Source organism: Rhizobium freirei PRF 81, assembly GCF_000359745.1.
Classification (GTDB): Bacteria; Pseudomonadota; Alphaproteobacteria; order Rhizobiales; family Rhizobiaceae; genus Rhizobium; species Rhizobium freirei.
Map to the genome: position 1 here is coordinate 84,947 of NZ_AQHN01000083.1, position 21,537 is coordinate 106,483.

Sequence of the window (21,537 nt, forward strand, 5' to 3'; positions counted from 1 at the left end):
ATTTACGGTTCGGCGCGAAGCTCATCGAAGGCGCTGGTAGATTGCATGCGGGTGGCTTGCCTGATGAAGGCATCGAGCCTGTCGGCGCTGAGCGGAGGACTGATGCAATAGCCCTGCAGTCGGTCGCAGCCTTCCTTGTGGAGCCAGGTGGCTTGTTGCGGCGTTTCGACACCCTCTGCGGTCACCCGCATGCCCAGACCGTGAGCAAGGCCGATCACGGAGCGTACGATGGTTTGGCTTTTGCTGTCCTGCATGAGATCCCTGATGAAGTATCGATCGATCTTTATCGTATCGAAGGGGAAATTCTTCAGGTAGCTGAGCGAGGAATATTCGGTTCCGAAGTCGTCGAGCGAAATCTGTATGCCGAGCACGTTGAGGGTGTTCAGCGTATCCAGATTGTTGATGGTCCGCTCCAGCAAAACGCCTTCGGTAATCTCGAGTTCCAGCCGCTCGGCGGGAAATCCGACGATGTCGAGTGTTTGCGATATGCGATCGGTAAGGCCAGGCATCAGGAATTCGGCCGGCGAAAGATTGACCGCAAGGCTATAGTGCGCCGGCCATGCAAGAGCTTCACGGCAGGCCTCCTCCAGCATCCACTGGCCGATTTCGCGCATGAGACTATCGGCTTCCGCCATGGGAATGAAAGCTGCAGGCGGGATGATCCCCAAAGTGGGGTGCCGCCAGCGCAACAGGGCCTCGAAGCCTACCACGGTGGATGGAGGTTCTACCAACGGCTGATATTCGATGAAGAATTCGTCCCGTTGAAGCGCCACGCGCAGGCTGCGCCGCAGCAACTCCCTTTGCTCGACGACGATCAACATGCCCGGATCGAACGTGCGCGCCCGTCGGCGTCCCTCTTTCTTTGCCGCATAAAGCGCAACGTCGGCAGCCTTCATCAGCTGCTCGCTCTCGTTGCCGTCGCGTGGCGCGATTGCAATTCCGACGCTGACGCCGACGAAGAGGGAGATGCCGTTGACGGTGAACGGCTTCTTGAATTCCGCAACCAGCGCCTCCGCCAGTCTTTCCGCTTCGAATGCTTGCTGCGGTCCGGCCTGGATGATCGCGAATTCATCCCCGGCCAGCCGGTAGACCGTCCCCTCTCGGCCGAGCGTTTCCTTGATCCTTTCGGCGGCGAGTTTCAGCACAATATCGCCTGCGCCATGTCCAAGGGTGTCGTTGACGGGCTTGAAGTCATCAAGATCGAGCTGCATGAGCACAGGGCCAATTTTGCAGTTCGACGGAAGCAACTCTGCGAGTTCCGCGCTGAACTGGCGGCGATTGGGCAATCCTGTCAGGGCATCATGCGTCGCCTGGTGGATGAGTCGCGCTTTTTCATTGTCGTCGGATGACAGGCTCCCATCCGCATTGGCCCTGTTGGTCTCGATAATCAGGAGCCCCGTCCGAATGTAGGAGACAAGGAAATTGCACTTTCCCTGCTTCGGAACGTCGACCTGGATCGTCCTCGGCTCACTGGTATCGATTACCTGCCGGATGAGTGCGGCGAGAGCCGGCTTGGCAAGCACCGGATAGGCCTCCCACAGTGTCACCCGTTTCCGAGAGGCAAGGCCGATATGCTCCCTAAATTTCTTGGAGGAATCGAGCAGTTTGAGGTCGAGGTCCCAAAGTGAGATCACCGCCTCCAAACCGTTGTCAGATTCGAAATCTTGTGGAACTTGCTGCGACCGATCCACTCGGTTCTCCGGCATATGGCCTCGTCCTCCCGTGTCCGCCACACAAAGTCTGACTGCCATCCAGTTTGAACTGGCCCGTTCGCATCGGAGCTTGCGCATCAACGATCGCAGACTCATCAAGCGTGCAGGCGCAGACCGTAACTTACCAGAACGTGGCAACTGTTATAAGCGAATATATTACGAGACGTTTATTTAGCAATGATTGCCGAGGCATATGCTGATTAAAAGGATGGTCGGCGGCATCGTTCTGTTCCATTCCCGAGCGGAAATGGTTGTGCCGGCGGGATTAGTAGTGGGCCGATTGTGGTATTTCGCCGGTCGAAGAGCGGGCGTGAACTAAAGTCCGTGCAGATGGAGAGAGCAGGCTTTTTGATTCGCTGCGGCCGATTGGCAGATGGAACGTTCGCCCTCAACGGATCCAGGAGGGCCGGAAGACCGAGCTCGCGCTGTCGCTGGGCGTGAATTTCAAGGCAGGAAACGGGCGGCTTTCAGCAGACGAAAAGATCGAGCTTATCCTCGGCAACCATTTCAATGAGGATTTGCGTGAGTAGCTCTGCTCCATCTTTTCCAGACGCATTTCGCTGTATCGGCTGGTCCAGCCTGCTTGCGGCCGTTCTATCGCTTTCCGCCGGGCTTTCCGAAACCGGATGGCTCCAGGCCGCGCAGCAGCCACCGTTTCTTCTGCTCTCCATTCCGGTTCGACCATGACGCTACGTCAGGCCGTGACGCCCAATGCCATGCTCGGACGCGTTTCGGCTTTCGTCATGACGGCAACACCGGGTGCAGGGCCCTCCGGTGCTGCCATCGAGGCCGCGATTGCGGCACAATCCGGCGTGACGGCATGTTTGATGACCGCGGCCGGATGTTTCGTGGTTCAGCTTCAGGCGTTATGCACCTTGAGTTGCCCGGATTTCTCGCGACCGCCGACCAGCACCAGAGCGAGCCCCGTGGCCGCCAGAAGACCACCGGCGATCGCAACGGCGGCATAGCCGAGCCCCATGCTGATGACGCCTGCACCGACGGCAGCGCCGAGCGCGTTGCCGAGATTGAAGGCTCCGACGTTGATCGAGGAGGCTAGGCCCGGTGCTTCCGATGCCGCCTCCATCACGCGCATCTGCACGGGCGGAACGATGGCGAAGGCGGCCGCACCCCAGACCAGAAGACCGATGGCTGCCCCTGTATGGCTTGGGAAAGCCAGCGGCAGGCAAAGCATGATTGCCGCAAGGGCGCCGAGAAAGATCTTCGTCGCACCGTCGAGCGACCAGTCGGCCAATCGTCCTCCGAGCCAGTTGCCGATCGTAAAGCCCACGCCGATGAGGGCAAGCCCGAAGGTCACGAACCTGTCGGACGCGCCGGTGATCGTCTCAAGGGTAGGGGCGACATAGGTATAGAGTGTGAACATGGCGCCCGCGCCCATCACGGTCGTTGCCATGGAAAGCAGCACGGCGGGTCGAGTGAGCACACCGAGTTCGCGACGTACATCCGGCATAGCACCGCGCTCACCCTTCGGAAGAGCGGCCCATAGTGCGGCGATTGCGGCGATACCGATCAATGCCGTTCCGGCAAAAGCCATGCGCCAGCCGATCTGCTGGCCGATCCAGGTCGCAGCCGGCACGCCGCCGATATTGGCGATCGTCAGGCCCATGAACATGGCGGCGACAGCGCTTGCCTGTTTCTCCTTCGGTACGACACTCGCTGCCACCACGGCGCCGAGGCCGAAGAAGGCCCCGTGGTTAAGGCTCGTGACCAGCCGGGCGGCGATGAGCGTGAAGTAGCCCGGCGCCATGGCCGACATCAGGTTGCCGATAGTGAAGATGCTCATCAACAGCATCAGCGCCGTGCGCTTGCCGAAGCGGCTGAAGGCGAGCGTCATGATCGGCGCGCCGACCATGACGCCGATGGCGTAGGCGCTGATGAGAAGGCCGGCCGTCGGGATCGATACGTCGACCCCTTGGGCAATGACGGGCAAAAGCCCCATCGGCGAGAATTCGGTGGTGCCGATGCCGAAGGCGCCGATCGCAAGGGCGAGAAGCGCCCAACGGGCAGACAAGGATGTTTCGGCCGTCGCTGCGGCAGTTGTGACATTGGCGTTCATGGTGATGGTTCCTCAAGCGTCCCAGGCCGGAGCAAGGCCGGGAGGGCTGACGATGCGTCCGTCGGGGCGTGCAAGCCCGGCGATAGCGGCCATATCGGTTTCATCAAGCGTGAAGTCGAAGATCGCGATGTTTTCGGCCACGCGTGCCGGGTTTGCCGTCTTGGAAAGAGCGACGAAGCCCTGCTGCACCAGCCAGCGTAAGCCGACCTGCGCAGCACTCTTGCCGTATTTGGCGCCGATGCGCTGCAGCACGGCATCCTTCGGCACGGCGCCATCGGCCATGCCGTAATAGGCGGTGATGGCAAGGCCGGTACTCCTGGCAGCTGCGACCAGCGCCTTCTGCGGCAGATAGGGATGCAGCTCGACCTGGTTGGTCACGATCGGCGCCTTGGAACGCTCGATGGATTCCCGCATCTGCGCGATGTTCTGGTTGGAGACGCCAACGAACTTGGTCTTGCCGGCGACCCGTACGGCATCCAGCATCTCGATCTGTGCGGCGACCGGAACCTTATCGGCCGGCCAGTGCAGGAGAAGAAGGTCGACGTGGTCGACTTTCAGCTTGTCGAGGCTTTCGTCGACCGAAGCAGAAAATTTGCCGGGGCTATAGTTGTCGACCCAGACCTTGGTGGTCAGGAACAGATCTTCACGGCGGGCGCCGGCGCGGCTCAATGCCCGGCCGAGCGCTGCTTCGTTCTGATAGATCTGTGCGGTGTCGAAATGGCGGAAGCCGGCTTCGAGTGCCGCCGGGATAACGCGTTCGACCTCCTCGTCCGACATACGGAACACGCCGAAGCCGAGCGCGGGGATCGTCGCGCCATGAGCGGTGACTGTTTGCATTAAACTCTCCTTTGAAAGCATCAGGCGGCTTCGGCCGCATTGAACTGGTCGAGGGCTACGCTCGCCGGCGAGCAATCGTTGTCGTGTGGCAGCTGGATAACGAGTGTGATGCATCCGGGGATGCGGATGAGATCGAGTTGGGATGTGTTTGTCATGCGCCATCAAGTAAAGCGCCGGTTCGCACTTGATAATCCGTCCAATTTCCACATCATCTGTGAAATCAAATCATAGATGAGGCGCCCATGGACAACCGGACCGGAGAGATGCAGGTGTTCCTGCGCGTGGTGGAGACAAGGAGTTTCTCCGAAGCGGCGCGCCTGCTGCGCATGACGCCGTCGACCGTCAGCAAGCTGATCTCGCGCGTGGAGGCGCGGCTTGGCGTGCGCCTTGTCGAACGCTCCACAAGGCGCTTGTCGCTGACCGCCGAAGGGCAAATTTATTATGAGCGCAGCCAGGCGCTGCTCCAGGATCTCGATCTGGTCGAACGGGAATTGTCCCAGGGTGCTGCAGCGACCGATGGCACGATCCGGGTCAATGTCTCGGTGGCACTCGGAGTTTTGGGCCTAGAGCCGCTGTTGCCCGAGTTCTGGGGCGCCTATCCCAACATCGTCATCGATCTCTCGCTATCGGACGAGATCGTCGACCTTTATCTGGACCGGACCGACATCGCCTTCCGGGTGGGACGGCTCCCCGATTCCGGCATGGTCGCCCGCCACATCGGCACGGCTCGCCGAAAGATCGTGGCGTCGCCCGCCTATCTCGACCGATATGGGACGCCGCGCAAGATCGAGGATCTCTCCCGGCATAATTGCCTGGGTTTCAACTTTCGTCGTCTCGCTCCGGTCTGGCCGCTGAAGGAAAGCGGGCGAATCGTCGACCGCGAGGTGAAGGGCTCGCTGCTTGCCAATAATGGCGAGACGGTCAGACGCATGGCTCTCGCCGGCGTGGGGCTGGCGCGCATGGGCGACTATCATGTGCGGGCCGACCTAGCCGCCGGTCGTCTGATCGAGGTTCTCTCCGACGTCATCGAGCCCGATCAGGAAGAGATACACGCCGTCTTTCTCGGCGGCGCGCGAATGCCCCAGCGCGTGCGCGTCTTCCTTGATTTCATCGTGCCGCGTCTCCAGCGCTTTCTCAGCGAGGGAGTGGCATCGCTTTAACAAGATGCGCCGGAAGTTTTTACGATGATCTCGCCTGTTGGAATATCGTATGGACGGGAAGACTGTGATGTTGTCGCCTGGCAATATGACGCCGGCCATGGAGGGGTATGCCGATCCTCAGATTCGGCGAAGCGGTGCGGTTCCATCGCCCTATGAATCGGAAAAACCGAAAGGGGCTTCGGGCCGGCGAAAAGTGTCGGCAAGAATTTGCCGGCCAATGGGAGGCTCCGAGCGCGAGGTGCATGCCATCCTGTGACACAGACGGCAGGCAATTCCGATTGGAGTTGGAGAATTTGCCTGCTGATGGTTGCGGCTATAGACGAGCCGCTCGGCATATTGCGCCTCGCAGACAAGCGCGACCGCTCTTTCGACGGTCGCCAGATTAAAACCTCCGCCTCCGGAAGTTACCGTGCGCGCGATCGAAAAGAAGCGCTGGCCGTCAGGCAATTCGAGCCACTGGGTCACGATCCGGCGCGGCGTGGTGAAAACCTGATGAACGCTCCACAGCGGACAGCCCCCGCCATGGCGGGCAAAGGGAAAGGTGCCGCTGTTCAGCCGTTTCGAAACATTGCCGGCGGCATCCACGCGGATGAAGAAGAAGGGAATGCGCTCCTGTCCCGGCTTCTGCAGCGTCGTCATGCGATGTGCCGTCTGCTCGAAGCTGGTGCCGAACTGCCGCGACAGGATGTCTATGTCGTAGCGCCGGCTCTCGACGGCGCGGGCAAAGGCCGCATAAGGCATGATAATGGCGGCGGCGCAGTAGGCGGCCAGCGACCTGTGCGCCAGCCGGCGGCTGTTGTCATTCTCGAATTTGGCTTCATCGACCGCCATCTGAATGTCCTGCTCGAACTCCAGATAGGCAAGCTGTTGCGCCAATTGGAAATTCTGGCTGGCCACATCAAGCGTTTCATCCAGCAGCAGGTCCTTTCGATGCCAGTCGAGCCGTCGCAGCGAGCCGGTCATGATATCGGATGGCATGCGGCGGACGCGCAGGCCGTGCTGTGCTTTCAGATAGGCGACAAGTCCGCCCGCCTCGGTGATTTTGGCCGAGAGTTTTTCGGAGACGGCGTCAAGCAGCGGGAAGCAGTTGCGCCGCGCTGAAAGGAAATTGCGCACGGCAGCCACGGGATCGCCGGCGATCCCGTCTTCCAGCGCTCCTTGTCTGTAATCGGCGATCGCGAATTGCTCTTCCTTATAGGCCGCGTGGAGCCGCAGCATGGCTTCGGCAAAGCCGGGAAAGCTATGGGCGACATCGGTGATTTCCAGCGAGCCGAAATCGATATCCGCCAGGATCGGATCGCGCACCACCGTCTGCAACCGGCTCGCCAGATCAGGCCCTGCGTCATTGGCGAATTCGTTGAAATCGATCTTATAGGCTCTTGCGAGGCGCAGGAGCGTTTCGGCGGTAACGGGCCTTTGGTTGCGCTCCATCAGCGCGATATAGGATGGCGATATTTCGAGATCCGCGGCCATGTCGGCCTGGGTGAGGCCCAGATCGCGCCGCAGGCGGCGCAGCCGCGGTCCAAGATAGACGCCTTGCTTTTCCACGCGATCTCCTCCCAGTGCATCGACATTACAACATTACAAGGTTCCTTTGTAAAGTTTGACATGTTGACTTCATTTGCCCTCCCACGAGGGAAAATCCCGTCATATGTTTTTGCATCGCAACATGACGAATTTGGAGGAACCATGTCGTACGAAAGCTTGATCGAAAGCGCCGGGAAGCTGATCGGGTCGAACCCGCAATGGACTGGAGTTACGGCCGAAGCGGTCGCCCGCATGCGCCTGCAGAACCGGTTCCGCACAGGCCTCGACATCGCTCGCTACACGGCCGCCATCATGCGCAAGGATATGGAAGCCTATGATCGCGATCCGGCGAAATACACGCAATCGCTCGGCTGTTGGCACGGTTTTATCGGTCAGCAGAAGATCATTTCCATCAAGAAGCACTTCGGTTCCACCGAACGTCGCTATCTCTATCTCTCTGGCTGGATGGTCGCAGCATTGCGATCGGAGTTCGGCCCGCTGCCGGACCAGTCGATGCATGAGAAGACCTCCGTTCCGGCGCTGATCGAGGAGCTCTACACGTTCCTGCGCCAGGCCGATGCGCGCGAGCTGGGCATGCTCTTCCGCGAGATGGATAAGGCACGCGCCGCGGGCGAAGGCGTGCGCGAAGCCAATCTCAGGCATCAGGTCGCCAATTTTCAGACGCATGTCGTCCCGATCATCGCCGATATCGATGCCGGCTTCGGCAACGCCGAGGCGACCTATCTTCTCGCCAAGAAGATGATCGAGGCCGGTGCCTGCGCCCTGCAGATCGAAAACCAGGTGTCCGACGAAAAGCAATGCGGCCATCAGGACGGCAAGGTCACGGTTCCGCACGAGGATTTCGTCGCGAAGATCCGCGCCTGCCGCTACGCCTTCCTCGAGCTTGGCGTCGATGACGGCGTCATCGTTGCCCGCACGGATTCGCTCGGCGCCGGCCTGACGAAGCAAATCGCCTTCAGCGCCAAAGAGGGGGATATCGGTGACCAGTACAATTCTTTCCTCGATTGCGAGGACATTGAAGATGCGGCCAGCCTCAACGGCGATGTCGTCATCAACCGCGGCGGCAAGCTTGTCCGGCCGAAGCGGTTGCGCTCCAACCTCTTCCAGTTCCGCCCGGGCACGGGTGAGGACCGCTGCGTGCTCGATTGCATCAACGCGCTGCAGAACGGCGCCGATCTGTTGTGGATCGAAACGGAGAAGCCTCATATCGAGCAGATCGCCGGAATGGTCGATCGGGTGCGCAAGGTCATTCCGAATGCGAAGCTGGTCTACAACAATTCGCCGTCGTTCAACTGGACGCTGAACTTCCGCCAGCAGGTCTTTGACGCATGGAAGCAGGCGGGCAGGGATGTTGCCGCCTATGATCGGGCGAGGTTGATGAGCGTGGAATATGATGAAACCGAGCTGGCGGCCGAGGCCGACGAGAAGATCAGAACGTTCCAGCGTGATGCAGCCGCCCGCGCCGGCATCTTCCATCACCTGATCACCCTTCCGACCTATCACACGGCCGCTCTTTCGACCGACAATCTCGCGAAGGAATATTTTGGTGACCAAGGCATGCTCGGCTATGTCGCCGGCGTTCAGCGTCAGGAAATCCGGCAGGGCATCGCCTGCGTCAAGCACCAGAACATGGCCGGCTCCGACATCGGCGACGACCATAAGGATTACTTCTCCGGCGAGGCCGCTCTAAAGGCCGGCGGACAACACAACACAATGAATCAATTTGCAGCGTGAGTGACGCAACCCTCGAGGGTCGGCATTGCCCGGCCCTCGAGAACCTGCACCGTAAGAAGTTGCGTAAATGAGAGCTTGGAAGCAAAACGGTCCAGCTACGGCGCGGACTCATTAGCGCGCAACCAAATTCGGATTGATGCGAGTTTGACGAACGCCAGATAGTTGGCTGCGAGCTTGTCATATCGGGTTGCAACGCGCCGACATTGCTTGATCTTGTTGAAGAACCGTTCGATCAACATGCGCGCGCGATACAGATACGGACTGAAGCAGACCGGGTCTTTGCGATTTCGTTTCGGCGGAATGTTCGCCCATGCCCCTCGCTGCGGGCAAGCTCCCTGATCCAATCCGCGTCGTATCCGCGATCCGCGAGTAACATCGTTTGTGGAAGCAAGGCGCTGAGGAGAACCGAACACAATCGATTGTCGTGCACCTCACCGGGCGTGAGCGCGAGATGGACCGGCAAGCCATTGGCGTCCACCACCGCGTGAATCTTGGTCGTCAGGCCCCCTCGTGAGCGACCCATATCTTGATGATTGTTGTCGGCGACGCAAGCTCCGTTCTGGTGCACGCGGACGACCGAGGTATCGATCATTTGCATCGCCGCGTCACGACCGGCGGCCAGTGCATCCATGATCCGGTCCCAGACGTCAGCCCGCCGCCACTGAACGAAGCGATTATAACAAGTGGTGCGGGGACCGTAGATCTTCGGCAGGTCGCGCCATGGCGCACCAGAACGCAGTACCCAAAAGATGCCATTGAGCACGCGACGGTCATTTACGCGCCGAACGCCGCGCGGCTTGTTCGGCAGCATCGGTTTGATGGCGGTCCATTCGTGATCGCTGAGTTCGTAGCGCATGATTCGTGACTCCGGTTTCGGAGCTTGAATCACGTCTCGGGCCGCGCCATCAACCGGCCACGCCCTACGGCAGTGCCACTAATGCTCTGAATTTACTTCCGCTTTCGGCGGTATAGCGGACGTGGCCGGACTTGCTACTGGCGCGACCCGGTCGCGAATGACCCGACTCCGACATTGGCGGCTTGTTCTTGAGCCCATGTGAGCGTCGTTTCCGCTCGCTAATGTGGTAGACTTTATCCTCGGCCTGAGGACGCATGGCTCGGAAGAGAGTCTCGTGCGGCCGAATGAGGGAAACCGCCCATGCCCACTTTGCAGCCCGTGGATCGGTTGGAATTTCAGATCCTGATCGACAATCTGACCGATAGCTTGTCCACGGCCCCGCCGAATGTCACGCTTGAGTGGACGGCACTTATGCGGGCGGGCATGCGGCAATTGTCCGGCCGCTGCCAATGTTGTGCGAATCACGGCTTGGCGGTCGTCGTCAAAGCGTTTCGCGGCGCGGCGTGCCGCGTCGTTCTGTTCGATGCCGGTCCGGTGGAGTTCGCGGTCGAATATAATGGGACCCGGCTGGGCATCGACTTCGCCAGCATCGATGCTGTGGTGCTCTCGCACGGGCACTGGGACCACGCCGGCGGGCTGCCGATTGCGTTTGACCTCATCACCAAAGCAAACGGCGGCCGCGCGATTCCCTGCTATTTGCACCCCGGCATGTTCCGCCAGCGCGCCTTGCCGCTCACGGGCGGCGGATTACTTCCCATCCGCGAGATCCCCTCGCCGGACGATCTCGTTGCGAAGGGAGCCGTTCCGGTCGTCACGACTGAGGCGCAAGTCCTGCTCGACGATATGTTTCTAGTCAGCGGCGAGATTCCCCGCATGACGAGCTACGAGAAGGGGTTCCCCGGCCACAAGCGGCGGAGCGAGGACGGCCAATCTTGGGAAGATGATCCGCTCATCATGGACGAGCGCTTTCTGGCCGTTCACGTGGGCGGCAAAGGCATTGTCGTGCTCACGGCCTGCTCGCACGCAGGTATCATCAACGTTCTCAAACATGCGCAGTCCAGTTTCCCGGCGATCCCGCTCTATGCTGTTGCTGGCGGCTTCCACTTGGCGGGCGGCAACGAGAAGATCATTGCCGAATCCGTGCGCGACATCGGAACGTTCGGTCTTACCTTGATCGCGCCGGGCCATTGCACGGGCTGGCGGGCGGTGAATGCCCTCGCGAACGCCTATGGTGACAGCATCGTGGCACCCTTGGCCGTCGGAAAGATATTCGCAATCTGACGCGTGAGCATTCCAAACGTGAGGCCTCGACTTCAGCTCCTGGCCCTTCGCGTCATTCAGCTGCGCTGCAGAATTTGGTTGCTATCGGTGCATAGTGGACTCTGGCAAGCCGCCCGCCCGGCAGATTTATGGATTCACGGCCTAGCCCATGCCGTAGCCGGGCTGCTTTGCGTAGGAAGACTTCGAATGCCAAGGCGTGGCTGCGGCGCCCGATCTGCCAGGGAGGTTGCCGCCTGAAGAGGGTAGCCGCACTCAAGCTTCCCCGATCTCGTGGCCACGTAGTGGCGACAAGATTGATATCGGCAAGGCCCAATCAGACTGACGCCTGCTCAATCCGTCCCGACAGCCAGGTAAACCTCGCCGCAGCCTTAGCGTTGTCTGACCGAACCTTATTTGGGGTCCTCATAGGTATAAAGCGCGCACATTTCAGCGCTGCTTCTGGGCGCGCGCCTGCTGGTGAAGACGGCAATTGCCGTCGTTTCCGATCCACCCGCCCACGATGCGACGAAGGTGACGTCGCCCGAACCGCAGAGCTGGTTGCCATTCTGCAGTTCCGGATCGGCGGGTTCTTTGACGCGATAGACCGATGCCGGCACCGTTTGACCATCGACGTTGAAATGATCGGCGACGAGATCGGAGAATTCGAGCACCTCGCCATTTTCGAATTTGATGCTGAAATCGTCCAGCCAGACATCACCGGTGATGCTCATGGCTGTATTGCTCGTCGCTGTATAGTGATCCGCTTGTTGGGCGGATGCTGCTGATGCGGTGAGGATCGTCAGGAAAGAGGAAAGCAGAAAGCGGCGCATTTTGATCCTTGAGAAAATCGTATGGGCGGTTTTGGTATGAAGCATACATCGCATCTTTTGCCGGGAACGCAGAGGCTCATTTTGAGTGGCTTTGCGCTTCGGCGCTCGGTGATCTCCAGTCATCAAGCTGAAAATAGATTCCGATTTTGGAGTTGATGCGCTACAGACAGGCTCTGCCGATTTGACCGGCACGATCCACGTAGGCCATTTGCCTTTCGCGGACCGTTCGGTCGCCTCAGAGTTTTGCGAGTCCACGATGTCCATGAGAGCTTCAGTCCGCCTTTACCGCTGGGCGATCGCGTTGCTGGCGCTGTCAGGTGTTGTCATATCATATGTTGCCATTTCTCCGGCAGCGCATGTCTCGCGACTGAAGTTGACGACGAATTTTCTCAGCTACTTTACAATCCAGGCGAACATTCTGTTTGCCGTTGCGCTGTTGTCGGCGGAAATCGCACCGTCGTCGGCATTTGGGCGATGGGCCGGCCGTTCCTCAACGAAGACGGCCCTGCTCATATATGTAGGGGTCGCGGGCTGCATCTATGCGTGGCTGCTAAAGGATGTCTGGCATCCGAGCGGCTGGCAGCTGCGGGGCGATCAGATACTCCACTACTGCGTCCCTTTATTGGCCGTAGTGGATTGGCTGTTCCTTGTCGAGCGCAACAGGCTTGCCTGGCGCGATGCGATCTGGTGGCTGTTGTTTCCCGCGCTCTACTCGATATATTCGCTCGTGCACGGTTATTTATCGCGCTTTTACCCCTATCCCTTTTTGGACGTGCGCGACATTGGCCTGCAGGCCGTTCTGATCAATATGGCCTTCCTGGGCGTGTTATTCCTGGCGCTAGGAGGAACGATCATTCTGCTTGATCGTGTTGCGGCAAGGTTTGGTTTGCGGGCGCCGCCGGCTTAGCGAGCTTGCGGTGTAATCATAGATCGGGATTTCTTGGTAAGGTGGATCGGCACATGGACGGCCTGACCGGGGAAAGGGATATCGACGCTGCAGGCGTCACTTGAGGCAATTCCGGCAGAAAGCGCGAAGCTATTTTATCAAAATTGCGTGAAAACAAAGAGATAGAAGCATTTCTTCGACTCCATTTTAAACGGAAATGCTTGGGCTCAGACGGACTCCGGCCGAATGCGCATCGGAGTCTAATGCGGGTGTAAATCCCAATCATCCGTGACCGGCTCCTCGACGGTCGATCCTTCAACATGCAGCCCTTCCATCTCGCTCTGCCGGCGTGTTGCCATGAAATAAAGTGGATGCATGCCTTGTTTCCTCCGATTTCTGCTGCTAGGGAGCCTGCCTTGGCTTCTGAGAGCCATGAAATCCGGTCGCAGCCCACCCGGTCAAAACAAGGGATCCTGTATTATGAAGACTATCGTCATCTGCTCCGGCGGATTGGACTCCGTTTCGCTCGCCCATAAGGTCGCAGCCGAGCATCGGCTTATCGGGCTCGTCTCCTTCGACTATGGCCAAAGGCATCGCAAAGAGCTGGAATTTGCTGCCGCCTGCGCCAAGCGTCTCAGCGTGCCGCATCAGATCATCGACATCACCGCGATCGGCAAGCATCTGACCGGGTCGGCGCTTACTGACAATGTCGATGTGCCGGACGGACACTATGCCGAAGAAACCATGAAGGCGACGGTCGTCCCCAACCGCAACGCGATCATGCTGGCGATCGCCTTCGGGCTTGCGGCTGCCCAGAAGGCGGATGCTGTTGCCGTCGCCGTTCATGGCGGCGATCATTTTATCTACCCGGATTGCCGGCCCGGCTTCATCGCCGCCTTCCAGCAGATGCAGAACCATGCGCTCGAAGGCTATGCCAGCGTTTCGCTCTATGCGCCGTATGTGACGATCTCGAAGGCCGATATCGTTGCCGACGGCGCGAAGCATCGCACACCCTTTGCCGAAACCTGGTCCTGCTACAAGGGCGGTGAGCGTCATTGCGGCCGTTGCGGCACCTGCGTCGAGCGCCGCGAAGCCTTCCATCTCGCCGGCATCGAAGATCCCACCGAATACGAGGATCCCGATTTCTGGAGATCGGCGACATCGGGCTTTTCCGCCGCGGAGGTGAAGTGATGTTCCGCATCACCAAGGAGTTTCATTTCTCCGCATCCCATCAGCTCTCGCATCTTCCCGACGATCATCAATGCGCGCGCCTGCATGGGCACAATTACATCGTCGTGGTGGAGCTTTCGGCGGCCGAACTCGATGAGAATGGTTTTGTGCGGGACTATCATGAGCTTCAGCCGCTGAAGCGCTACATCGATGACGAGTTCGACCATCGTCATCTCAATGATGTTCTCGGCCACGATCGCGTCACGTCGGAATATCTTGCCAAGCATTTCTATGACTGGTGCAAGGCGCACTTGCCGGAGACGTCGGCGGTGCGTGTCAGCGAGACGCCGAAGACATGGGCGGAATACCGGCCATGAGCGAAGCGCGCATCCGCATCAGCGAGATCTTTGGGCCGACGATCCAGGGCGAGGGGATACTGATCGGCCTTCCGACGATTTTCGTGCGCACCGGCGGCTGCGATTATCGCTGCTCCTGGTGCGATACGCTGCATGCAGTCGACAGCGACTATCGCGATCAATGGCAGCCGATGTCGGTCGACCAGATCTGGCAAGAGGTGACACGGCTCTCGGGCGGCAAGCCGCTGACGATTTCGCTCTCGGGTGGCAATCCCGCGATCCAGCCTCTCGGTCCGCTGATCGCGCGCGGTCATGCGGAAGGCTACCGGTTCGCGCTGGAAACGCAGGGGAGCGTGGCCAAGGAATGGTTCGCCGAACTTGATGTGCTGGTGCTGAGCCCGAAGCCGCCCTCAAGCGGCATGATGACGGATTGGGCGGTTTTTGAAGACTGTTTGTGCATGGCAGGCGGCAAGCCGCAGATCGCGCTGAAGATCGTCGTGTTCGACGATCTCGACTATGCCTACGCGCAGGAAGCCGCGTCGCGCTATCCTAGTCTGCCTCTCTATCTGCAGCCCGGCAACCACACGCCGCCGCCAGCCGACGCCGACGACGCTCTTGTCGACATCGACGGTATCGTCGAACGCATGCGCTGGTTGGTCGATAAGGTCAGCGATGACAGATGGTTTGAGGCGCGAGTGCTGCCGCAATTGCATGTCCTTATCTGGGGCAACAAGCGCGGCGTCTGAGCAGTTGCTACTGGTCGCCTCGTTCTTATTCGGGAACGCAAGGTTCATAGTCCTGCTCGGTCCTGATGCTCGGCGCCGATAGTGTGAGCCGGCATAGGCACTGCCGGAGCAGTCCAGAGCATTTCCGTTTGAAATGGAATCAAGGAATTGCTCTATCTCTTTGTTTTCTTGAAATTCTTAACGCAAAGCCGCTTCGCAGTTTTGCTGGAGCGGCTCTAGAACCGAGCCATCTCTGCCTTCACCTTTGCAAGAAAGCGACCTCTTGTCTCGTCGGTCGACCGGTTCATGTCGTAGTGCGCGAGGAAGACGACCGGGGCGAAAGGCTTGATCTGCGCCCGCAGGACGCGCTTGACGATCTTTTTCGGCGGATTGCCGGCGATAAAGGCGCGGAATGGGTCGGCGCCATAGGTCAAGACCGCGCCGAGCTTGCGGATGTGCTGCAGCTTGGAGCGCACCTTGCCGTCGACGAGTTCGAACGAAACGCCTGGGAGCCAGACCCGGTCGAAATAGCCCTTGAGAATGGCCGGAAAGCCGAAATTCCAGATCGGTGTCACGATGACCAGGGCTTCCGTGCGCTGCAGCCGCTCGACATAGGGTTTTACGGCCTCGGTGTTTTCCGGAAAGTCGTGGTAGATCACGCGGTCGTGGCGCGAAAGCACGGGATCGAAGCCTTCGGCGTAAAGGTTGCAATCGTCGACCTCGTGGCCGGCGCTCTTCAGGCTCTCGATGGCTTGCCGGTGCAGCGCGGCTCCATAGCTTTCTTCGACCGGATGGGAATGAAGGACGAGAACCTTCATGACGCCTCCATCAGTGCCGCAAGGCCCGGAAAGAGGTAATTCTTGCCGGATTTGAAATCGAAATTCGGATCGTCCCAGGCGATCATCTTGCCGGGATTGAGCAGACCCTTCGGATCTGTCTCCCTCTTGAAGGCGAGCTGCACGGCATCCGTCTGCTTCATGCCGCCTTCCTCCAGCGTATAGCGATGCGGATTGAAGATCGGGCAGCCGTGATCCTGATGGATCCTGATGATCTCCTCAAGCCGCGCTTCGGACGTGTAGCGCACCAGCGGCAGGCCCGAGCACTGAATCTGACCGTCAAACTTGATGAATTCGAGATGGCCGGGCACCTCGTCGCCGAAGATCTCCACCATTTTCCGGACCTTGGCGACATGATCCGGCCCCGGATACTGGACCTGCAGATAGGTGATCGACGGATCGACCTTGATGGCGCGCAGCGTCGTATGGTTCCAGGCGAGCTCATAGGCGTGCGGGATGCCCTTCATGCTCTCCATTTTATCGGAGCGGAAGGTGATTTCGCCCTTCTGCTGCATGGTGAAGGCAAGGAAAGGATCCATCGAATGCGGCGCGATCATCAACGCCACGATCGATTGCCCCTGACGGATAAAGGGCTTGTGGCGGGTGAAATAGTCTTGCGGAATGGGAGCGGCGATCGGCGCGATTTCCTTGACCAGAATGCCGTTGCATTTGGCAAGCGCGTCGGAAAACCGCACGGCATCCATGAAATCGTCGTAACCGACCAGCACATCGACCCAATCATAGGCCGGTGCGAGCGGCATTTCGATCTCGGTAATAATGCCGTTGGTGCCATAGGCATGGCTGACCTTGGTGAGGTCCCAGCCGGTGAGATCGAGAACGCGCGGCTCGGCTTCCATCGTCACGACGCGCAGACGCAGTATGTTGCCTAGATCGCGCAGGCCACCCCAGGTAATCGAACCGACGCCGCCCGAGCCGCCGGCAATGAAGCCGCCGATCGTGGCGGTCTGCGCCGTCGAAGGATGGAAGCGCAGTTCCTGGCCCGAATGAGCCTTGGCCTGGCGGTCGAGTTCGGCAATGACGATGCCGGGTTCGCAGATGACGCGGCCGGGATGGATTTCCTTGATCCCGTTCATCGCGGCGAGGTTGAGCACGATGCCGCCGGAGAGCGGCATGGCCTGGCCGTAATTGCCGGTGCCGGCGCCGCGCGGCGTGACAGGCACGTCATGCGCATAGGCGACTTTCAGCGTGCGGATTACCTCCTCCTCGGTTTTGGGGGTAACCACGAGATCGGCCGTCACATTTTCGAACTGGGCTTTCAGGATCGGCGAGTACCAATAGAAGTCCCGGCTTTTCTGGCGCACGAGCGCCGGATTGTCTTCGACGGCAATGCCTTCGAGTTCTTTCTTGATGCGCTGATAATCCGGCATTTTACGCTCCAATGACGCTGTCGAGTTCACGATAGTCCGGCAGGCTGCGGTCGATCACCTTGCCCTTGCGAAGGACGACGCGGTCTGACTGCGGACGGGAGAGGAATTCGCTCCAGCGCCTTGCGCTGAAGAGCACGAGATCGGCCGGGCTGCCGACGGCGATACGCCCGATATCCGGACGGCCGAGAATGGCTGCGGGCGAGGTGGTGACGACCCGTGCCGCCGTATCCAGCGGATGGTCGAGATGCAGGATGCGCACGGCCTCGCGGAACACCTCGACCGGATCGAGATCGCCATAGGCATAGAATGGGTCGCGGGTATTGTCGGAGGCAACGGCGGTCGGCACGCCGGCGGCGGCAAGCTCATGCAGGAGGGTGACGCCGCGCCAGCGCGGCGTGCGGCCGGAATGGCGGTCCTGCAGATACATGTTGCACATCGGCAGCGAGACGATGGAGATCCCGGCCCTGGCGACGAGGTCGATGGTGGCACGGGCGACGTCCTCGTCCTGTCGGGCGAGTGAGCAGCAATGGCCGGCGGTCACCTTGCCCTCATAGCCATTGCGAAGCACGGCTTCGGCGATCGCCTTCAGCGTCAGCACTTCCCGGTCCTCGGTTTCGTCGACATGCAGGTCGATGTCGAGGCCATTGTCGGCAGCGGCGCGGATGAGCTTGTCGAGCTGCGCGCCGATGTCCGGGTTCAGCTGCGTGACGCCGCCCATCAGGCCGCCGGCGTTGCGAACGACGCGGAGCAGGTCGGTAAAGAAGGCCTCGTCCACCATGCTGTCGAACGGAAACAGGGCGACGGCCTGCAGCGCGATCCTGTCTTTCCAGGCCTCGCGAACCGAGGTGAATACTTCGAAGGAAATGCGGTGTTGCGGGGCGAGCGAATCGAGATGGGTGCGGATCAGGCCGGTGCCATGGGCATAGGCAGACCGCAGAGAGAATTCCATGCGCTTGCGCACGTCATCGGCCGACCAGTTGGCCTCGCGGTCGGAGCGCACGGCATCGAGCGCGCCCATGAAGCTGCCATCCGGGTTGGGGCGCCGCTCCCATATGTGGCCCTTGTCGAGATGGGTGTGCATGTCGGCGAAGGTCGGCCAGATCATGCCGTCCCTCATGTCGACTTTGGCATATTCGACGGGCGCAGTGCCGGGGGCGACGATGTCGCTGACAAGGCCGTCGGCCACGAGGATATCGGCTTTGACAAGACCCTCGCTGGCGGGAGCGCGAAAGCCGGACAAGGTTACGGCGGGGACGGTGGCATGGCTGAGCACGAAGCGGGCGGCATTCGGCGGCGACATGAAGGCGTGGGACATCAGTTCTCCCGCTTGAGGCTGCTTTCATGCCAGCGATGCAGGCTCAGCCATGAGATGAAGGAGGTGAAGGCGAAGATTGCGACGCCGAGCGCGGACAGGAGCAGGAGCGCCGCAAAGAGGCGCGGCATGTTCTGGCGGTACTGCGCTTCGAGCAGGCGGAAAGCCAGGCCGGAATTGGGGCCGCCGGAGCCAGCGGCAAATTCGGCGACGACCGATGCGATCAGCGACAGGCCGCCGCCGATCCGAAGTCCCGTCATGAAATAGGGCTGGGCAGCCGGCAGCTTCAGATGCAGCAATGCCTGCCAACGCGAGGCGCCATAGAGATCGAAGAGATTGAGCAGGTTGTGGTCGACGCTCTTCAATCCCTGCACCATGTTCGACAGGATCGGAAAGAAGGCGACGAGGAAGCCGCAGATCAGAAGCGCGGCCTCGCGCGTTGGCGCGTAGATCAGGATCAGCGGCGCGATGGCGACGATCGGCGTCACCTGCAGGATGACGGCCAGCGGATAGAAGGCAAGCTCGATCCAGCGGGACTGCACGAGGAAGATGGCAAAACCGACGCCGCCGATCAGCGCCAGGATCAGCGATATGAAGGTGATCTGCGTCGTCACCCACAGAGCCGGCAAGAGGATGCCCCAGTCGGAAACGAGCGCCTTGGCGACGGCAATCGGGCTCGGCAGGATATACTGCGGAATTTCGGCGACAACGACGAGAAACTGCCAGAGGACGAGCAGCAGGAGGACGGTCAGGACCGGCACGGTGATGCCAAGGACGCGCTCGGTATTTCTTGCCGGCGCTAACGGTGCCTCGGAGGCCTTGGCGGAAAGGTCGACTGGCAGGCTGGTGCTGTCGCTCATCAATGGGCCTCCGGCCAGCCGATGGCCTCGATCAGGGAACGGGACACTTTCTCGCAAACCTGCCGGTATTCTTCCGACGAGCGGTAGAGCGGGTCGCGCTCGCCGCTGGTTTCCAATGGAAAGTCGGTATGAACGCGACCTGGCCGCGCCTTCATGACGACGATGCGGTTGGAGAGATAGGCGGACTCGTAGACGGAATGCGTGACGAAGATCACGGTGATGCCCGTCGTCTGCCAGAGGCGCAGGACGTCGTCGTTCAGCTTCTGGCGGGTGATTTCGTCGAGCGCGGCAAAGGGCTCATCCATCAGGAGCAACTTCGGCTTCGTCACCAGCGCGCGAGCGATGGAGACCCGCATCTTCATGCCGCCGGACAATTCTCGCGGATAGGCATCGGCAAAATCATGAAGGCCGACCGTCGCCAGTGTCTCCATGATCTGCTCATGAGCGGCAGCCTTTGACACGCCCCGCAGCTTCAAGGGTAGATGGACATTGCCGAAAACCGTCTTCCAGGGAAGCAGCGTCGGTTCCTGGAAGACGAAGCTGATATCGCCTTCTGGCAGCCCCTTGGCGTTGATGCGCGAACTCGGCCAGTCGATCCTGCCGCCGGAAGTGCCGCCGAGGCCGGCAATAATGCGCAAGGCCGTCGACTTACCGCAGCCGGACGGGCCGAGCAGGCTGATGAACTCGCCGCTCTCCACATGGATCGACATGCCGGAAAGCGCCAGCGTGCCATTGGAAAAGACTTTGGAGACCTGCTCCATGACGACAAGCGGCCGCCTGCGTGCTTCCGTTCGGTTTGTCGTGATGGTTTCCGATAGGGTCATTGTTCGGCTCTTTGCTGATTCACCCTCCCCTTGAGGGGGAGGGTCGGAGCGAAGCTCCGGGGTGGGGTGATCTTTTGCAAATCCGAGAACATCACCCCCACCCGCCGCTTTGCGGCGACCTCCCCCTCGAGGGGGAGGTGTTAAGGCTTACTTCTTCAGGGCCATTCCAAACCCTTTGCAGACAAACTGCGTATCGAAGGCCTTCTTATAGTCGATGCCGGCATCGAAGACCTTGATCTGCACCATCTCGTCGAAGAACTTCTTGTAGTGCGCGTCGGTGATGCAGCCGATGCCCTTGTCGAGCGCATCGCCGGACTCCACGATACCGTATTCCTTCATCTTGGCGATGGAGTAGGCGATCTGGCCATCCGTCATATCAGGATTGTCCTTCTTGATCAGATCGTTGGCCGCCTTGTTGTCGCCGTAGAGATAGTTGTACCAGCCCTCGATCGAGGCATTGACGAAGCGCTGCACGAGATCGGGGTTCTTGTCGGCCAGTGCCTTCTGCGCGGTGATCATCGTCGAATAGGGCGAATAACCGGCGTCGGCGATCAGGAAGACCTTCGGCTTCCAGCCGGCCTGCTTTTCGATTTCATAGGGTTCCGAGGTCAGATAGCCCTGTTGTGCCGACTGCTTGTCGGCCAGAAACGGAGCCGCGCTGAAATTATAGGGCTTGAACTGCTCGTCCTTGAAACCGGCGAAGTTCGCCTTCATCCATTCGAAGTAGGTGACGTAGCCGTCCTTGCTCAGGAAGAGCGTCGGCAGCTTGGCGAGATCCCCGAACGCCTCGATGCCGGCATCCGGATGGGCGATCAGAACCTGCGGGTCCTTCTGGAAGATCGCTGCGACGTCCACGATCGGAATGCCCTGCTTGACCGCGTCGATCTCCTGCTGCGGTCCGCCCATGTAGAAATCAAGCTTGCCGGAGATGAGCAGCGCCTGATTGGCGGCATTGGGACCACCCTGCACGATGGTGACGTCAAGACCGTATTTTTTATAGGTGCCGTCAGCGATGGCCTGATAGAAGCCGCCGTGCTCGGCTTCCGCAAGCCAGTTTGTGCCATAGGTGACTTTATCGAGCGCATTTGCGGGCTCAGCCGCGACGATCGCGGCGGCCAGGCCGATCCCGGCGAAAAATGCTTTTGTCTTCAATGCATTGTACATGGCTG

At 60.0% G+C, this 21,537-nt stretch carries 20 protein-coding genes; 7 read left to right on the forward strand and 13 right to left on the reverse strand.

Features of this window, described 5'->3' with window-relative positions:
- Positions 1-2 precede the first annotated feature (2 nt).
- The 4 genes from RHSP_RS22630 to RHSP_RS35870 all read right to left on the reverse strand — a co-directional run bounded on the left by RHSP_RS22630 (position 3) and on the right by RHSP_RS35870 (position 4,778).
- The gene (locus RHSP_RS22630) at positions 3-1,706 is read right to left on the reverse strand and encodes a putative bifunctional diguanylate cyclase/phosphodiesterase (protein ID WP_004123720.1); all 1,704 of its coding nucleotides are present in this window, start codon (positions 1,704-1,706) and stop codon (positions 3-5) included.
- Between the two features lie 865 nt (positions 1,707-2,571).
- Positions 2,572-3,786 carry an MFS transporter gene (locus tag RHSP_RS22635; protein ID WP_004123721.1) on the reverse strand — a complete coding sequence of 405 codons (1,215 nt, stop codon included), beginning with the start codon at positions 3,784-3,786 and terminating at the stop codon, positions 2,572-2,574.
- A gap of 12 nt (positions 3,787-3,798) precedes the next feature.
- Positions 3,799-4,623 carry an aldo/keto reductase gene (locus RHSP_RS22640; protein ID WP_004123722.1) on the reverse strand — a complete coding sequence of 275 codons (825 nt, stop codon included), beginning with the start codon at positions 4,621-4,623 and terminating at the stop codon, positions 3,799-3,801.
- Positions 4,624-4,643: 20 nt separating this feature from the next.
- Entirely contained in the window at positions 4,644-4,778 is a 135-nt protein-coding gene (locus RHSP_RS35870; protein WP_276307841.1) for a hypothetical protein, read from the reverse strand.
- An 87-nt stretch (positions 4,779-4,865) separates the two neighbouring features.
- On the opposite strand from RHSP_RS35870, the gene RHSP_RS22645 reads away from it, so the two are divergent.
- Complete coding sequence (locus tag RHSP_RS22645; protein WP_004123730.1) at positions 4,866-5,783, forward strand: LysR family transcriptional regulator; 918 nt, start codon at positions 4,866-4,868, stop codon at positions 5,781-5,783.
- A 150-nt stretch (positions 5,784-5,933) separates the two neighbouring features.
- Here the strand turns inward: RHSP_RS22645 and RHSP_RS22650 are convergent, their stop codons facing one another.
- Positions 5,934-7,331 carry a helix-turn-helix domain-containing protein gene (locus RHSP_RS22650; RefSeq protein WP_004123733.1) on the reverse strand — a complete coding sequence of 466 codons (1,398 nt, stop codon included), beginning with the start codon at positions 7,329-7,331 and terminating at the stop codon, positions 5,934-5,936.
- Between the two features lie 141 nt (positions 7,332-7,472).
- Between RHSP_RS22650 and RHSP_RS22655 the strand changes: the two genes are divergently transcribed.
- A complete protein-coding gene (locus tag RHSP_RS22655) occupies positions 7,473-9,065 on the forward strand; it encodes an isocitrate lyase (RefSeq protein WP_037153877.1) in 1,593 nt (530 codons plus the stop codon).
- A 95-nt stretch (positions 9,066-9,160) separates the two neighbouring features.
- Here RHSP_RS22655 and RHSP_RS33935 read toward each other — a convergent pair.
- A protein-coding gene (locus RHSP_RS33935) for an IS5 family transposase (RefSeq protein ID WP_167332670.1) occupies positions 9,161-9,921 on the reverse strand; the annotation gives its coding sequence in 2 pieces (ribosomal slippage) (positions 9,161-9,390 and positions 9,390-9,921; 762 coding nt in all).
- Between the two features lie 318 nt (positions 9,922-10,239).
- Here RHSP_RS33935 and RHSP_RS22665 point away from each other — a divergent pair.
- On the forward strand, positions 10,240-11,202 hold the full coding sequence (locus tag RHSP_RS22665) for an MBL fold metallo-hydrolase (RefSeq protein ID WP_240535492.1): 963 nt from the start codon (positions 10,240-10,242) through the stop codon (positions 11,200-11,202).
- Between the two features lie 389 nt (positions 11,203-11,591).
- Here RHSP_RS22665 and RHSP_RS35680 read toward each other — a convergent pair whose 3' ends face one another.
- Positions 11,592-12,275, reverse strand: a complete 684-nt coding sequence (locus RHSP_RS35680) for a hypothetical protein (protein WP_240535493.1) — start codon at positions 12,273-12,275, stop codon at positions 11,592-11,594.
- A gap of 37 nt (positions 12,276-12,312) precedes the next feature.
- Between RHSP_RS35680 and RHSP_RS22675 the strand changes: the two genes are divergently transcribed.
- From RHSP_RS22675 to queE, 4 genes are all read left to right on the forward strand, one after another.
- Positions 12,313-12,918: a Pr6Pr family membrane protein gene (locus RHSP_RS22675; protein ID WP_240535494.1), complete on the forward strand. Its 606-nt coding sequence runs from the start codon at positions 12,313-12,315 to the stop codon at positions 12,916-12,918.
- A 459-nt stretch (positions 12,919-13,377) separates the two neighbouring features.
- Positions 13,378-14,088: a 7-cyano-7-deazaguanine synthase QueC gene (gene queC, locus RHSP_RS22680; RefSeq protein ID WP_004123756.1), complete on the forward strand. Its 711-nt coding sequence runs from the start codon at positions 13,378-13,380 to the stop codon at positions 14,086-14,088.
- Positions 14,088-14,444: a 6-carboxytetrahydropterin synthase QueD gene (queD, locus tag RHSP_RS22685; RefSeq protein WP_004123758.1), complete on the forward strand. Its 357-nt coding sequence runs from the start codon at positions 14,088-14,090 to the stop codon at positions 14,442-14,444. Before queC ends, queD begins: the two co-directional genes overlap by 1 nt.
- Positions 14,441-15,169, forward strand: coding sequence for a 7-carboxy-7-deazaguanine synthase QueE (gene queE / locus RHSP_RS22690; RefSeq protein WP_004123759.1), 729 nt, complete (start codon positions 14,441-14,443; stop codon positions 15,167-15,169). The genes queD and queE overlap by 4 nt, the downstream gene beginning before the upstream one ends.
- 215 nt (positions 15,170-15,384) lie before the next feature.
- Here the strand turns inward: queE and RHSP_RS22695 are convergent, their stop codons facing one another.
- The 6 genes from RHSP_RS22695 to RHSP_RS22720 all read right to left on the reverse strand — a co-directional run bounded on the left by RHSP_RS22695 (position 15,385) and on the right by RHSP_RS22720 (position 21,532).
- Positions 15,385-15,966: an NAD(P)H-dependent oxidoreductase gene (locus tag RHSP_RS22695; protein ID WP_004123761.1), complete on the reverse strand. Its 582-nt coding sequence runs from the start codon at positions 15,964-15,966 to the stop codon at positions 15,385-15,387.
- Positions 15,963-17,372, reverse strand: a complete 1,410-nt coding sequence (locus RHSP_RS22700) for an FAD-binding oxidoreductase (RefSeq protein ID WP_004123764.1) — start codon at positions 17,370-17,372, stop codon at positions 15,963-15,965. The genes RHSP_RS22695 and RHSP_RS22700 overlap by 4 nt, the downstream gene beginning before the upstream one ends.
- 1 nt (position 17,373) lies before the next feature.
- A complete protein-coding gene (locus RHSP_RS22705; RefSeq protein ID WP_004123766.1) occupies positions 17,374-18,687 on the reverse strand; it encodes a cytosine deaminase in 1,314 nt (437 codons plus the stop codon).
- A complete protein-coding gene (locus tag RHSP_RS22710; RefSeq protein WP_004123768.1) occupies positions 18,687-19,544 on the reverse strand; it encodes an ABC transporter permease in 858 nt (285 codons plus the stop codon). Before RHSP_RS22710 ends, RHSP_RS22705 begins: the two co-directional genes overlap by 1 nt.
- Entirely contained in the window at positions 19,544-20,368 is an 825-nt protein-coding gene (locus RHSP_RS22715; RefSeq protein WP_037153881.1) for an ABC transporter ATP-binding protein, read from the reverse strand. The genes RHSP_RS22710 and RHSP_RS22715 overlap by 1 nt, the downstream gene beginning before the upstream one ends.
- Positions 20,369-20,515: 147 nt before the next feature.
- Positions 20,516-21,532: an ABC transporter substrate-binding protein gene (locus RHSP_RS22720; protein WP_004123773.1), complete on the reverse strand. Its 1,017-nt coding sequence runs from the start codon at positions 21,530-21,532 to the stop codon at positions 20,516-20,518.
- Positions 21,533-21,537: the final 5 nt, after the last annotated feature.

What these genes read in the sequence shown, in the direction of transcription:
- RHSP_RS22710 (WP_004123768.1), bottom strand. Translation starts at nt 19,544, where the DNA reads ATGAGCGACAGCACCAGCCTGCCAGTCGACCTTTCCGCCAAGGCCTCC.
- RHSP_RS22715 (WP_037153881.1), bottom strand. Translation starts at nt 20,368, where the DNA reads ATGACCCTATCGGAAACCATCACGACAAACCGAACGGAAGCACGCAGG.
- RHSP_RS22635 (WP_004123721.1), bottom strand. Translation starts at nt 3,786, where the DNA reads ATGAACGCCAATGTCACAACTGCCGCAGCGACGGCCGAAACATCCTTG.
- RHSP_RS22700 (WP_004123764.1), bottom strand. Translation starts at nt 17,372, where the DNA reads ATGCCGGATTATCAGCGCATCAAGAAAGAACTCGAAGGCATTGCCGTC.
- RHSP_RS22640 (WP_004123722.1), bottom strand. Translation starts at nt 4,623, where the DNA reads ATGCAAACAGTCACCGCTCATGGCGCGACGATCCCCGCGCTCGGCTTC.
- RHSP_RS22720 (WP_004123773.1), bottom strand. Translation starts at nt 21,532, where the DNA reads ATGTACAATGCATTGAAGACAAAAGCATTTTTCGCCGGGATCGGCCTG.
- RHSP_RS22695 (WP_004123761.1), bottom strand. Translation starts at nt 15,966, where the DNA reads ATGAAGGTTCTCGTCCTTCATTCCCATCCGGTCGAAGAAAGCTATGGA.
- RHSP_RS35680 (WP_240535493.1), bottom strand. Translation starts at nt 12,275, where the DNA reads ATGGACATCGTGGACTCGCAAAACTCTGAGGCGACCGAACGGTCCGCG.
- RHSP_RS22630 (WP_004123720.1), bottom strand. Translation starts at nt 1,706, where the DNA reads ATGCCGGAGAACCGAGTGGATCGGTCGCAGCAAGTTCCACAAGATTTC.
- RHSP_RS35870 (WP_276307841.1), bottom strand. Translation starts at nt 4,778, where the DNA reads ATGACAAACACATCCCAACTCGATCTCATCCGCATCCCCGGATGCATC.
- queD (WP_004123758.1), top strand. Translation starts at nt 14,088, where the DNA reads ATGTTCCGCATCACCAAGGAGTTTCATTTCTCCGCATCCCATCAGCTC.
- RHSP_RS22705 (WP_004123766.1), bottom strand. Translation starts at nt 18,687, where the DNA reads ATGTCCCACGCCTTCATGTCGCCGCCGAATGCCGCCCGCTTCGTGCTC.
- queE (WP_004123759.1), top strand. Translation starts at nt 14,441, where the DNA reads ATGAGCGAAGCGCGCATCCGCATCAGCGAGATCTTTGGGCCGACGATC.
- RHSP_RS22645 (WP_004123730.1), top strand. Translation starts at nt 4,866, where the DNA reads ATGGACAACCGGACCGGAGAGATGCAGGTGTTCCTGCGCGTGGTGGAG.
- RHSP_RS22655 (WP_037153877.1), top strand. Translation starts at nt 7,473, where the DNA reads ATGTCGTACGAAAGCTTGATCGAAAGCGCCGGGAAGCTGATCGGGTCG.
- queC (WP_004123756.1), top strand. Translation starts at nt 13,378, where the DNA reads ATGAAGACTATCGTCATCTGCTCCGGCGGATTGGACTCCGTTTCGCTC.